We start from the raw sequence: 13,537 nt of genomic DNA, 5'->3' as shown, positions 1-13,537 counted from the left end.
GACCGGCACGCCGGCCAATGACGTGCTGATCGGGACGCCCGAGGGCGAGACCATCCATGGCGGCGCCGGCGACGACTATATCGATGGTCGCGGCGCCAAGGCCGGCCAGATCGACCGTCTGGACGGCGGCCCGGGCAACGACACCATCGTCATGAACGCCCGCGTGGTGGCGACGGGCGGCACGGGCGCCGACACCTTCCTGGTCTCGGCCAACGCGCCGACCACCAAGGCCGACACGCTGCTGGGCGTGGTCTTGGACTATTCGGCCGCCAAGGGCGACCACCTGGCCGCGCTGGGACAGGGTCACCTGACCGTGGTCAATACCGCCTTCGTGCCCGATGTTCTGGCGGTTCAGGGCGCGACGCTGGGCGAATCGACGGCTAACCAGGTCACCGACGTCACCGGCCCGGTGGCCGGCGCGCGGGTCGGCTTCGATCTGGACGGCGACGGCAAGGAAGACGTCTTCATCCTTCTGGGCGGCGGCGCGACGACGGTCGCCAGCTTCAAGGTCGGCATGACCGTGACCCCCGAGCACCCCGCCGACAGCGTCGGTCTGGTGGGTCATGCCTCGCCCGACGACGCCGGGCTGCTGGGCGGGCCGCCGGCCCACTAGGGCCTGTCCGCTTCAAATGGAATCATTCGAAGCGGATAAAAAGGCTATATATTCAAATATTTAGAGCGCGTTCGAGCGGTTCGGCCGCTCACGCTTAAACCTAGCGCGCTCTAGAAAGCCGGGTCGACCCCGAACGCGGGCCGACCCATGCTTTGCTTACAACTGCGCTTGCTTAAAACTGCGCGTGGATGCGGGCGGCGCCGATGGAGGCCGGACCGCGATCGCGGTTATAGGCGGGGTTCTGGACGTACTGGTAGTCGAGGCTGACGTGCACGGCCTTGGTCAGGGCCCAGTCGTAATAGGCCTCGACGATGCGCTCGGCGCCCGGATGGGGCAGGCGGCCGTCGCCGACCAGAATGCCGGTTCCGCCGGCGTCCAGATAGCGCTGGTGGGCGCTGGAGATGGCGTTGACCACCCCGCCCAGGCCGATGGTGTCGTCGGGCCGCTTCCAGCGCGCGCCGTTGACCGAGACGCCCGCGGCCAGGGTGCGGTCGATGTCGGCGAACTCGTAGGGCTCGATCGCGCCGCCGGCGACGCCGCCCTTGGCGAAGACGCCGACGCCCGTCGCGACCTGCTGCTCGAGATTGACGCTGACGCCCGAGCGGCTGGCGTAGCGGCGCACGGCCTCGATATCGGCCGGCGTCCCCGTAATGGCGGCCTGGCGCACAGCGTCGTCGAACCGGCCCATGCGGCCTCGCGTCACGAAGGTCGTGACCTTCAGCTTGCCGGGCTGTCCATGCCAGCTGTGACGCTCCTCGATTTCGCCGACCAACTGGAATTGGTCGAACTTTTTGTCCAGGGTGGCGCTATTGGGCTCGCTGGAGAGGTCGAAGGCCCCGGCCCGCAGCGTCCACCGACCCTGATAGAGCTCGGCGGCCGCGCCATAGGTATAGCCCCAGGCGTTGGCGGCGTAGTCGAACACGCCCGCGTCGATCATCGCCCAGTTCAGGAAGTCGCGGCGCGGATCGTGGGCGTAGGCGTTGGTGTCGAAGACGTCGACGACGCTGAACTTGCCGACGGTCAGCACCAGGCGATCGGCCGCCTGCGATCCGGCCAGTTGGTTCTGGTCGGCCTCGACGGCCTGATGCTCGCCGCCCAGATCGACGGTTTGACGGATGAAGGCGCGCGGCAGCTTCGGATAGGGCTTGCTCTTGCCGACCTTGTAGGCCTCGCCGCTCGGGAAGCCCGCCACGCCCAGGGTGTTGCTGAGGCCAAAGCCCTGGTCGATCTCGGGATTGATCCAGATCTCGGCGCCTTTCCACGGGCGGACGCCCAGATAGAGGGTCATGTCGAAGGTTTCGCGCCCCATCGCCTTGGCCGACAGGCTGTTGCGTCCGGCATAGGGCGAGGTGAAACGGTCATGGCCCTGGACGACCAGCGTCGCCTGGCCATGCACGGCCATCGTCTGTTCGGCCGGGGTTTGCTCGGCCGGCGGCGGCGCGTCCTCGGCGAAGGCCGGGGCGGCGGCGGCGAGCGCGATGGCGAGGGCGGCCAGGACCGGCGGGGTCGTGTCGATCATCATGGTCTTGGGTCTTTCATGCGAAGGCGCGGCCACGGCGACCGTGGTCGGGCCAGTGTTACTCGGTGTCAGCGGCGCCCGCGTGAAACGGCCTCCGCCGCCGTGTCGGGGCGGCGGAAGCTCGGTTTCTGGCGTTTTGGCGGATCAGCGCGGGGCCATGGGGGCCGTCACGCGCCAGGCGCGGCGCGGCCGTCCATCGGGGCCGACGGACCAGGTCGCGGTCAGCGGACCGTGATCGGCGGGCGGCGAGTCGTTCGCGACCAGGTGAGGAAAGAAGGCGAGGATATCTTCCCCGAGGTGGGCGAAGTCGACGAATTTGAAGACGCAGGCGGTCATGGCGACCTCCTCTTGGCTTTTGCGGTGTGCTCAAGCCCGGGAGGTCGGCCGCCGGCTATCGGCGCGGGGGCGCGCCGTGACGGACGACCAGGCCTCGATTCCGGGCGGCGAACCGGCCGAACGAAACAGCGGCGGTCAGCGCGATGCGCGGACTGTCGCCCTCGTTGGACGGGCTGCTAGATCGCGGGTTCATGGAATCCCTTGGTCTGGTTGGCGAACGACCGACGACATTGGCGTCAGCCACGGCGGACGACCTTTTGGGGTCGACGTCCGTGGGAGCGCCGATATACCCCTAGGGAGTATAGTTCAAGGTCCGAGAGTCGAAAAAATGACCCATATCGCGCGGGAGAAGACCAAGCTTCTGAACAGGCTCAAGCGGCTGCGCGGCCAGCTCGAGGCGATCGAGCGGGCGGTGGAGAGCGACACCGAATGCGTCAGGGTTCTGCAGCAGGCCACGGCCTGCCGAGGCGCGCTGGACGGCTTCATCGCCGAGGTGATCGAAGACCACATCCGCGAGCACATGGTCGACCCCGACGCGCCGGCCGATGACGCGCGCCGACAAGCCGCCGAGGACCTGGTGAAGATCGTCCACGGCTATCTGACCTAGAGCGTGATAGCCGAAAGTGTAAGCGGTTTCGGCGGTTATCACGCTCTAAATGTTTGATTTAGCGCCTGTTCGGTTCAAATGGAATCATTTGAAGCGCCGGCCGCCGAATGAGCCTGGGCGCCGAAATAGGTCTGGGCCTCTTCCAGCAGCGCGGCGGCCAGGCGGTTCATCGGCGCCAGAGCCGAGGTCATGAACGCATATTCGTGAAGGATCCGGGGGCGGAAAACCCGCGTCGTCATGCCCGCGCGCACGAAGTTATCGGCCATCAGGGCGTTGACGATGGCCACGCCGACGCCCTGAGCGGCGAAAGCGCAGGCCGAGCCCACCGTGTGCGTTTCGAGCTTGACCTCCGGTCGGATGTTGCGCTCGCGAAAGGCGTCGTCGATCTGCCGTCGCGTCCAGGTGCCATAGCCCAGAAGCACCAGGGGGACGTCCCGCAGCCGTTCGGGCGTCAACACGTCCTCGGCGGCCAATGGATGATCGGAAGGCAGGACGCAGACGGTTTCGCTGGTCGACAGGACCACGGTGGAGATATCGGCGCGATCCAGGGGCAGCTTCACGAAGCCACAGTCGGCGGTGCGATTGGCGACCATGGTGCGCGCCGTCTCTGTGCTGCGCGAGTCGATGGTCACGCGGACCTTGGGAAACCGATCCATGAAGCGCGCCATGATCGTCGAAAGCACCCCTTCCGACAGGCTGGGCGGCGCGACGATCTTCAAGAGGCCGGTGTTGAACTGCGCGATGTCGCGGACCAGCGTATCGACGCGCTCCAACCCGCCAAAGGCCAGGTCGACCTCCTCATAGATCATCAGGGCCTCGGGCGTGGGATTGAGGCGTCCCTTCTCCCGGTAGAACAGTTCGAAGCCGGCGTCCTGCTCCAGCTGGGCGATCAGTCGGCTGACGGCCGGCTGGGTCAGGCCCATGCGCGCGGCCGCGGCGGTGGCCGAACCGCTCAGCATGGTTTCCCGAAAGGCTTTCAGGCTGCGCAGATTCAGCTTCATGGAGGGTCCTGGCTCGACGCTGTTATCGCCGTGTGATCGGCAGCAGCAGACGCGACGGCCGCGCCGCATCGACATAGATCCGATTTCGCGCCGGACGGGGAGAGGTTCCCTGGCCTTCGGGTTCCCCCGAATTGGGATTGACGTCGAAATGGGGGAAGTTGCTGGACGACACGTCCAGTCGGATGCGGTGACCGGGCGCGAAAAGGTTGGCGGTCGGGAAGGCCTCGACCGTGATCCGATAGACTTGGTCAGGCTCCAAGCGGGTTTCGTGATCGAAGCCCTCGCGATAGCGCGCGCGCAGCACCCCGGTGGTCAGATTCATCGCGAAACCCTCCGGATAGTCGGTCGAGGGCGGGTGCACGTCGATCAGCTTGATGTGGAAATCGGTGTCCGGTTGATCCGAGCCGATGAAGAGCTCGGCGCGGATCGGGCCGATCACCTCGACGGCCTCCGCCAGCGGCGGGGTCTGGAACACCAGCACGTCGTCGCGTTCGGCCAGCGGGCGATAGGGCGCCTCGCAGCCAAACATGTCCGGCCGCTCGCGTTGGTCGAAGGCGCCGGCCTGCATGACCGGCGCGCCCGAGGCGGTCGCCCCGCCGATGGTGGGCGCCGGCCGCGCCGGATCATGGACATAATCCCGGAAGGCTTCGGCCTCCGGCGGCGCAGCGCGGTCCAGCCCGCCGTCGATACGCAGGAAGTAGTCGGTGATCGCCGAGGTGGTCGGCGGCCAGGCGTCGGCGTCCAGCCACCGCCCGCCGTGATCCAGTCGGCCCTCGGGCGTCTTTCGGCCCGTGCCGCCGCCCATGACGAACAGTTTGACCGGCGGCAGGGGATCGGGGCCGGCGCCGTCCTTTAGCCAGGCGTCGAACCAGGCCAGGCGCAAGGTCACGAAGTCGGCGGCCAGCGCGCCGTCCAGGGCCGCCTCGGCGCCGAAGTCGACTTCGCCGGCGTGCGTGACCGATCTCTGTCCATGCGTCCAGGGCCCCAGGATCAGCTTGACGGGACCGCGCTTGCGCGCGGCGAGGCCGACATAGTTCTGCGTCGCGGTCAGGGCGTAGGGATCATACCAACTGCTCATATGAACCATCGGCACGTCGGCATAGGCGTCGTAGGCGCCGGCCGCGTAGAGGCCGTTCTGTTCCCAGTAGGGGCCGAACAGGCCGTTTCGCCATTGGTCCAGAAGGTATTTCTCGTATTCCGGCGCGGCCGCCAGCGGCGATTGGCCTTCCGACCACGGCATTCGCTTGAACCAGGCCCTCAAGTCCTCGGCCTTCAAGGCGGCCAGGCGGGCCGGGTCGGCCTTGGTGGCGGGGCTCAGCAGGGCGTGCTTGTAGGCCCATGTCGCCTGCTTCAGCTCGAAGGCGCCGCCCTGGCGGATGCCGGAGTGAAAGGCGCTGGAGAAGCCCCCCGAGTCGAGGAACATCGCCGCCAGGGCCGGGGGGGCGAGGCAGGCCAGGGCGCTTTGGACGTGCGCGCCATAGGAAAGACCCAAGGTCGCCACCCGGCCGTCGCACCAGGGCTGCTTCGCCAGCCAGGCGATGGTGTCGACGCCATCCGGACCTTCGTTCAGGTACTTTTCGAACACGCCTTCCGAACCGTATCGGCCTCGGCAGTCCTGAAGCGCGACCACATAGCCGCCGCGCGCGAAGTCCACCGCCAGTTCGGGCTTCGAGCGTGGGGTGGGGTCATCGCGGGTGCGGTCGCCGTGATTGGTTCCAAGCTTGTCGTAGGGCGTGCGCTCTAGCAGCACCGGCAAGGGCGTATCGATCGGCCGCCCGTCGATCGCCGGCCGATAGATGTCGGTGGCCAATCGGACGCCGTCGCGCATGGTGATCATGACGTCGCGCGTCACATGCACGTCGTCGGGGGCAAGGAAGGGCGCGGAAGCCTCGTCGCCGGTGTCGCTCACAGCCGCACCGCCGCCAGAGCCAGGATGACCATCGCCAATATCACCAGCACCGCCATCAGCGGGGCGATGAACCTCAGCCATTGCAGGTAGTCGACCTTGGCGGTGGCCAGATAGGCCAAAAGCATGCCCGAGGTCGGGGTGACCATGTTCATCAGGCCGCTGCCCAGCAGGAAGGCGACGACCAAGGTCTGTCCGCCGACGCCCGAGGCGTGGGCGATCGGCGCTAGGATCGGAATGCTGAGCGTGGCCTTGCCCGAGACGCTGGGGATCACGACGTCCAGACCCATCTCGATGGCCATCAGGGCGTTGGCCACGACCGGCGGGCCGTGTCCTCGCGCCAGTTGGGTCGCGCCGGCGATGATGGTGTCCAGCACCTGGCTGTCGCGCAGGATGATCTCCACCGACGCGGCTAGTCCGACCAGCAGACAGGCCAGCATCATCGACTTCATGCCTTCGACGAAAACGTCCGCGGCCTGCCCAGCCCTCAGACCGCCCACCAGGGCGATGGCCGCGCTGATGGCCACGTAGAAGGCCGCGAGTTCGGGATTGCCCCAATCCCAGAGTCGAGCGCCGACGATCAGGCCGACGCTGCCCGCCAGCAGGGTCAGCAGCACGCCGATCTGGCGTGCGCTCAGGCGCGGCGCGCTTAACGCCGCGACGATCCGATCGCCAGGACTGGGCGCGACCTTGCGCACGTAAAGGAGCACGAAGCCAATGCCCAGGCTCAGGAAAAGGACGAAGACGCCGAACCGGACCAACATGCCGCTGAACACCGGCACGCCGGCCAAGGGTTGGGCGATGGCCAGCGCGACGGGATTGGTGACCGAGGCGGCGTAGCCGATCTTGGCCGCGACGGCGACGACGGCCATCGAGAAGAGATTGGGAAGGCCCATCCGCTGGCCGATCACCGCCACGATCGGGATGATCACCAGATATTCCGAGATGAAGCCCAGGAACGTACTGCCCAGGGCCAGCACGATCATCAGGATCGGGACCAGGACGTAAAGATTGCCGGCGGTCAGATGCAGCAGCCGGTCGACCCCCGCGTCGATCGCGCCGGTGGCCCGCATGACCGCGAACATCCCGCCCACGAACATCACCATGAAGATCAGGGCGGCGGCCTTGATCATGCCGCCGGGAATGGTGGTGGCCAGCGACACCAGGCTCGCCGCGCGGGCCGGCTTGTCCTTGGCGTCCGGGGGAACCGGGGCGAACAGGGCGGTCGGTCCCGCGATCTTGGGCACGACCTTGTAGCTGCCCGGCTCCACAAGCTTGCCGTGGCGCTGGAACTTGCCGGCGGGCAGGAGGTGGGTGGCCGCGACGGCCAAAAGCATCATCGCCAGCATCACCAGGATGGGATGCAGCCGCGATCCCGTGGGATGGGCGCGCCCATGCGCCGACGCGTCGGCGGGCGCTCCCTGGGGAGCTTCGGAAGGGGAGCTCATCGCATGATCCTCGGAAAAGCCGGCGTGGAGGAAGGCGGTGGAGCGGCCTTGGCGGACCGCTCTGGCGACCAGCCTAGAACTTGGCCGAGACGCGCACATAGGCATACCGGCCGCGCGCGTCGTAGGTGTAGATATCGTAGTTGATGGGGGCGTTGGCGTAGGAAGCCGGCGGCGCCTTGTCGAACAGGTTGCTCACCCCGACGCTGACGGCGGTGTCGTACTTGTCGAACTGATAGCCGCCCTCCAGATCGTTGTAGAAGATCGCCTTGGTGTGGGCGTCCTTGACGGGGTTGGTCACGTCCGTGCTCCCGCCGATGTAGCGGCCGCGCCAGAGGGCGTTCCACGACCCCTTGTTCCAGCCGAGCGAGGTCTGTCCCTTCCAGTGAGGATAGGTCGCCCGGGGCTGGTCGCCCTTGCCGGCCCGCTCGTCGACGATGGGGGCTCCGCCCGCCGGATTGGGGCTCGTGGTCTTGAAGCTCTCCAGGTACGAGGTGTCGAGCACGGCGGCGAAGCGGCCCAGATCGGTGCTGAACTCGTAGCGGATCGTGCTGTCGATCCCCGAGGTCTTGATCTGCGACAGGTTCTGAACGCCCTGCACCAGATTGGTGATGGCGCCGGTCGAGGCGTCGCGGGTGACCAGGCCGCAGAATACGCCGCCCTGTTGAGCGCAAAGGCTGAGGATCTGGGTGGCCGATTGGCTGGCGATCGCGTCGTGGACGGTGATCTCGTACCAGTCGATGGTGGCGGTCAGGCCTGGCAGGAAGCGCGGCTTGAGGGCCAACCCGGCGCTGTAGGTGTCGGCGGTCTCGGCCTTGAGCTTGGTGTTGCCCGAAATGGTGCCGGGGATCAGGCCGTTCAGATTGTAGTTGGCTTGGTTGTAGCCGGTAGGCACGCCCACGCAGCCGGGCAGCTTGGGATTGGCCGAGGCGCCGCCGTTGCACGGGTCCGCGCCCTGGAAGCTGGTCTGGCGGCCGCCCTGGTAGAGTTCGAGGATCGAGGGCGCGCGGAAGCCCTGCGAATAGGTTCCGCGCACCAGGATGTCATTGATCGGCTTCCAGCCCACGCCGACCTTGAAGGTGCTGTCGCCGCCCACGGTGTCGTAATCGGAGTAGCGCGCGGCCAGACTGACATCGAGGCTCTTGGCCAGAGCCGCGTCCTTCAGCAGCGGCACGGCGGCTTCGACATAGACTTCGTCCAGGCTGTATTGGCCCTTGGTGGGGCTGCGGGTCTGGACCGTGGTGGTGGTGTTGCTGGCGTAGGCGGCGCCGGCCGCCGGGGTCGGGATGTAGGTGGGCAGAGCGTTGACGAAGGCGTCGGGCGTGTCGAGGGCCTTGTTCGTGCGGTGCTCGTAGCCGGCGGCGATCGATAGCGGTCCGGCGGGCAGTTGGAAGAGTTCGCCCGTGACGTTGGCGGTGACGTCGTAGATCTCGGTCTGGTTGGACTCCCGCGCGGTATAGCGAATGTAAGCGGCCTGGGCGGAGGTCATGGTCCCGAACAGGTTGATCGGCGTGCAGCCGGCCGTGGTCGCGCAGGCGTCGCTCAGGCCCAAGGCCAGGTTGTCGTAGTTGACGCTATTGAGGGCCTGGGTCTGGATCTTGTTCTTGGAATAGAGGCCATAGACGTCCCACTTCCAGTCCCGACCCAGCAGGCTGAACTCGCCGTCCAATCCGCCGGCGATGCGATAGGTCTTCACGTCCTGGACGTTGTCGCGGTTGCCGACCTCGTTCATCACCTTGCGGATGCGCCAGGCCTGGTTGGCGGCGAAGCCGAGGGCGTTGGCGGCGGGCACGCCGTTGGCGACCCCGAACGGGTTGTAGGCTTGCTTGCTGGAGATGGCGAACCCGCGGATCGTGCCGGCGGAACCGCCGATATCCAGCAGGACCGGCGAGAAGAGCTGGTCGGACTTGCGTTCGTTGAAAAGGCCCTCGACCTTCAGCCTGATCTTATCGGCGAGGTCGCTGGTGAACCGGCCATAGATCCCGTAGCGCTCGCTGGGACCCGTCGAATAGATGCCTTGAGCCTGGGTGTTGTAATAGTCGCCCGGCAGGCTGGCGGTATGGAAAGCATCGTCGGCCGCGGCGCCGGAACCGATGGTCGAACCCGCCGTGAGGGCCGCGGGCGTGGCCGAGGCGGCGAAGCCCGCGGGCGTGCCGAAATAGGTGTTATTCGACAGACCCGGAAGAATATAGAGACCGTTGGGGCTGGTGCCGACCGAGGTCGTCGGGACCAGGGTCACCCGGGTCAGGTCGCGGTCGGCCGTCAGGATCGGCTTGTCCTTGACGTAGCTCAGCGACACGATCAGCGCGCTCTTATCGAAGCGCTTGCCGAAATTGGCGACGCCCGAATAGGAGGCGCCGTCGCCATGCGAACTGACGCCGTACTTGGTCTGGACCTTCACGCCGTCGAAGTCGCGCAGGGTCTTCAGGTTGACCACGCCGGCGATGGCGTCCGCGCCGTAGATCGCCGAGGCGCCGTCCTTGAGAACCTCGGCGCCCTCGATCATGCCCAGCGGCATGGTGTTGAGATCGACGAAGTCGCGAAAGCCCCGTTGGCCCACGCCGTCGACCCAGCGGTGACCGTCGACCAAGACCAGAACCCGGTTGCCGCTGCCCTCGGCGCCGCCCAGGTAGCGCAGATTGATCGAACTCGCGCCGTATGACGTGCCCTGGGTGCCGTTGCTGCTAAGGCTGACGCCGGCCGACGGCAGCTTCTGCAGCAGTTCGCCCACCGAATTGGCGCCGGAATTCTTGATGTCCTGCTCGGTCAGGGTCGTAACCACTCCAACGGCGTCGGCGTCGCGCCGCTGGATCCGCGAACCGGTGACGATAATGGTGTCGATCGCCACGGCCTCGTCGGCCCGGGGCGGGGCGGCGGCCGTCTGGGCGTGGGCGGGCGCGGCGAGGCTCGCGGCCAGCAAGGCCACATGGGCGGTTCCGGCGCACAAGGCGCGCAAGGTCGAAGCTTGCATCAACTGATCCCCTGTCCGTCAGCCACGCTCCGCGCCGACCGCGCGTAAGCTCCCCTGCCGACGGTCAAAGCCTAGGTTTCGACGGTTTCGGCGCGCAATGTTATTGGATTTGCTGATCGGGCCATGTCGTCAGGGTATGGCTTCCCCGATTTTTCGCCGCGAACTCATACATGTCGCGAAGGTTCGACGTGACGCCCGCGCGCCGTGAGACATCACGTCATGCGCTGGGCGCATGATCTAGCTGGACCGCGCGTCACGGTCCTAACCTGACGCCCTTACGGCTTCGGCGGGTGGAAAGGCTCCATGGATCGCAGACGACTTCTCGCCGCGGGATTCGGCTCGGCCTTAACGCCGTCGGTCGCGGCCCGCGCGAACGGTCGGAGAGACCTGCGCCTGACGCTGCTGGGACAGTCGCTGATCGAGCATGAGCTTTCGCCGGCCCATTGGCCGGGCCGCGCGGCGATCGCCGCCCGTTTGGCCGGGGCGGACGTCTGCTTCACAAACCTCGAGACGGTGATCCAGGGGCCGCGCGCGGGCGCCCCCACGCGCGAGCGTCTGACCTTGCACGCCGGCGACGCGGGTGTGTTGGAGACATTGAAGGGCGTGCACGTCAACCTGCTGGCCACGGCCGGCAACCACGCGTTCGACCTGGGTTCGGGCGGCGTTGTCGATACGCTCGACGCGATCCGGGCCGCGGGTCTGCCCTCGGCGGGAACGGGCCTTGACCTCGCGAGCGCATCGGAGCCGACTTGGCGCGCGACGCCGGTCGGGGCGGTGGGCCTCGTCGCTTTCGCCACGGGCAAGATCCGCGAAGGCGGGGCCGCCGCCATGGGGCGTCCGGGCGTCAACGAGCTGCGCCGCGACGCCGCCGGTCAGGTGGTCGAGGCGGACGCCGCGCGGATCCTGGAGGCTATCGCTGTCGCCCGCCGCCGGGCCCGAGTCGTGGTGGTCTATCACCACAACCACGACTGGGAACCGGACATCGCCGACGTTCCCGACTGGCAGCGGACCTTCGCCCATCGGTGCGTGGAGGCGGGGGCGGCGGCGTTCGTAGGACATGGAGCGCCGGTGGCGCAGGGCCTCGAGGTTCATCGCGCGGCCCCGCTGTTCTTCGGCCTTGGCAATTTCATCTTCCAGACGGAGAAGCCACAAGGCGCCTATCCCGCCGAGGCTTGGGAAAGCGTAGTCGCGGAATGCGCCTTCGACGGCGGCCGGTGTGTCTCGGTCAGGCTGCTTCCCATCGTCTTGAACGAGGTCGGGCTTGGAGGGCCGTCGGACATGACCACGCGGGGCGCGCCAACCTTCGCCGGCCCTGGGCGAGGGGGAACGATCCTGCGTCGCCTAGCCGCCCGCTCGGCGCGGTTCGGGACACGAATAGAGATCCGCGCCGATGGCGAGGGTCAGGTTCTCTTGCCGCGTGCATGAGGGGCGTGCGGGTATTTGGCGCTTCCACGCGCGCCCCTGAGGTTCGGGCGCGTCGCGTTCGAACGGCTTGATGTGAGGAATTAGCGCCCCCAGAGCCGCTCCCACTTCCAACCGGTCAGGTCCTCGACGATCCGCCTGGACTCCGGCGTCTCGGCCTCGGTCGCGCCGGCGCGCAGGCGCTCGACCTCGTGGACCAGCACCGCGTGCGTCCTGGCGTTCAGGCGGAACGACCACGAGATGACCATGCCGGCCAGCATGACCAGGATCGGCAGGCCGACCATGACCAGGGTCACCACCTGGATGGCGTGCGGCGTCTGGGTCACGGCGCCCGGGTGGTTCTTGTCGGCCGCCACGAAGCCGCCCATGCCGATCAGGCTGGTGGTCAGCACGATGGCGCCGGACTGGGCGACCTTGCGGGTCAGGGTCATGACCCCGGCGAAGATGCCCTCGCGGCGTTGGCCGGTGACCGCCTCGTCGACGTCGGGCAGGTAGTTGTAGACGCCCCACGGCACGAAGTTCAGGGTCCCGCGGCCCAGGCCCGCCAGGATGATGGGGACGAACAGCCAGAACACGACCGCCGCATTGAAGCCGCCGGGCAGCAGGGCGCTGAAGATATTGCCGTCGAGCCGCTCCACGCCCGCCGCGAAGCCGGTCGGCCGGATCAGATAGAAGGTCAGGAACAGCAGCAGCGCCGCGCTGACGCTGGCGATGGCCCAGCGATAGGCGACCACCGGGCCGGTGCGGATGATGACGTTGATGGCGATCATCACCGAGATCAGCTGGGCCACGTACATGGTCGTCATCAGCTGGGAGATCAGCAGGGTCGAGCCCAGCATCACCGTGGTGACGAACAGCGGGAAGGCGGTGTTGAAGACGTCCTGGCTGATATAGCCGCCCAGATACAGCGACAGGTGCTGGCGGAAGGCCTTCAGGCGCAGGGTCGAGAACAGGTCGCGGAACATGTTCACCGGGATCATCGCCGCCTTGCCCCAGTCCATGGGCTCGGGCCGGATCAGCTTCTCGGCCTCGGTGTAGGGGCGCTCCCAGGTCGTCAGCACGACGATGGTCACCACCAGGCTGAACAGCCCGCCGAAGATCGCGGCCATGATCAGGAAGGTCGACGGCGAGTCCTTGCCGCCGAAGTGGCTGATGATCAGGGTCGGCAGGTACGAGGCCAGGATCGCCGAGCTCTGGGCGATCATCATCCGCACGCCGGCGAACTTGGCCTTCTCCTTGTAATCCTTGGTCATTTCCGCCGCGAGGGTTTCCCACGGGATCAGGAACATCGTGTAGACGAACTCGAAGAAGACGAAGGTCGCCAGGTAGTAGACGAAGGTCTGGCCCGCGACGAAGATCAGGGCGAAGGCCGGCAGCAGCGGGATGGTCAGTATAAGGAAGATCTTCCGCCGCCCGACCTTCCGGCCGATCCAGGTGTGGCGCAGGTTGTCGGAGACGTAGCCGATCAACGGGCAGGTGATCGCCTCCAGGAGGCGCGGCAGACCCAGGATCAGGCCCGTCTCGACCGGCGAGAGGCCGCAGAAATTGATGAAGAAGAAGGCCAGCCAGCCGGTGATCACGGCTTGCGCGCCGGCCCCCAGCATGTCGCCGGAGCCCCAGCCCCAATAGGCGGCCCACGTGGGTTTGCGGGTGTCCGGCATGGCCATGTTGGTCTCTTGTCCCTTGGAAGCGGGGTCTTCATGCCCCTTTGGCCGGT

9 protein-coding genes and 1 pseudogene are annotated in these 13,537 nt (G+C 67.1%); 3 read left to right on the top strand and 7 right to left on the bottom strand.

The annotated features are described in order from the left end of the window. Positions 1-613, top strand: a pseudogene (locus tag FCU40_RS09335) (calcium-binding protein); the annotation flags it as partial. A 172-nt stretch (positions 614-785) separates the two neighbouring features. Here FCU40_RS09335 and FCU40_RS09330 read toward each other — a convergent pair. After that, positions 786-2,135 (bottom strand): carbohydrate porin, encoded by a 1,350-nt coding sequence (locus tag FCU40_RS09330; protein ID WP_168074533.1) that lies wholly within the window; start codon positions 2,133-2,135, stop codon positions 786-788. Between the two features lie 141 nt (positions 2,136-2,276). Beyond that, a complete protein-coding gene (locus FCU40_RS09325; protein WP_168074531.1) occupies positions 2,277-2,468 on the bottom strand; it encodes a hypothetical protein in 192 nt (63 codons plus the stop codon). Positions 2,469-2,796: 328 nt separating this feature from the next. On the opposite strand from FCU40_RS09325, the gene FCU40_RS09320 reads away from it, so the two are divergent. Continuing rightward, positions 2,797-3,075 (top strand): metal/formaldehyde-sensitive transcriptional repressor, encoded by a 279-nt coding sequence (locus FCU40_RS09320; protein WP_004618359.1) that lies wholly within the window; start codon positions 2,797-2,799, stop codon positions 3,073-3,075. A 74-nt stretch (positions 3,076-3,149) separates the two neighbouring features. Here FCU40_RS09320 and FCU40_RS09315 read toward each other — a convergent pair whose 3' ends face one another. From FCU40_RS09315 to FCU40_RS09300, 4 genes are all read right to left on the bottom strand, one after another. Next, entirely contained in the window at positions 3,150-4,076 is a 927-nt protein-coding gene (locus FCU40_RS09315) for a LysR family transcriptional regulator (protein WP_168074530.1), read from the bottom strand. Between the two features lie 22 nt (positions 4,077-4,098). Next, positions 4,099-5,913, bottom strand: a complete 1,815-nt coding sequence (locus FCU40_RS09310; RefSeq protein ID WP_241693581.1) for a CocE/NonD family hydrolase — start codon at positions 5,911-5,913, stop codon at positions 4,099-4,101. A gap of 68 nt (positions 5,914-5,981) precedes the next feature. After that, positions 5,982-7,430 (bottom strand): YfcC family protein, encoded by a 1,449-nt coding sequence (locus FCU40_RS09305; protein WP_168074528.1) that lies wholly within the window; start codon positions 7,428-7,430, stop codon positions 5,982-5,984. A 73-nt stretch (positions 7,431-7,503) separates the two neighbouring features. Next, entirely contained in the window at positions 7,504-10,398 is a 2,895-nt protein-coding gene (locus FCU40_RS09300; protein ID WP_168074526.1) for a TonB-dependent receptor, read from the bottom strand. Between the two features lie 303 nt (positions 10,399-10,701). On the opposite strand from FCU40_RS09300, the gene FCU40_RS09295 reads away from it, so the two are divergent. Next, positions 10,702-11,823, top strand: coding sequence for a CapA family protein (locus tag FCU40_RS09295; protein ID WP_168074524.1), 1,122 nt, complete (start codon positions 10,702-10,704; stop codon positions 11,821-11,823). 80 nt (positions 11,824-11,903) lie between these two features. On the opposite strand, the gene FCU40_RS09290 is transcribed toward FCU40_RS09295, so the two are convergent. Continuing rightward, complete coding sequence (locus FCU40_RS09290; RefSeq protein ID WP_168074522.1) at positions 11,904-13,487, bottom strand: MFS transporter; 1,584 nt, start codon at positions 13,485-13,487, stop codon at positions 11,904-11,906. Between the last annotated feature and the right edge of the window lie 50 nt (positions 13,488-13,537).

The sequence above is a fragment of the Caulobacter sp. SSI4214 genome (assembly GCF_012184455.1).
GTDB classification, from domain to species: Bacteria; Pseudomonadota; Alphaproteobacteria; order Caulobacterales; family Caulobacteraceae; genus Caulobacter; species Caulobacter vibrioides_E.
The sequence above is the reverse complement of the archived record's forward strand: the minus strand, read 5'-3'. Positions and strand labels throughout refer to the sequence as shown.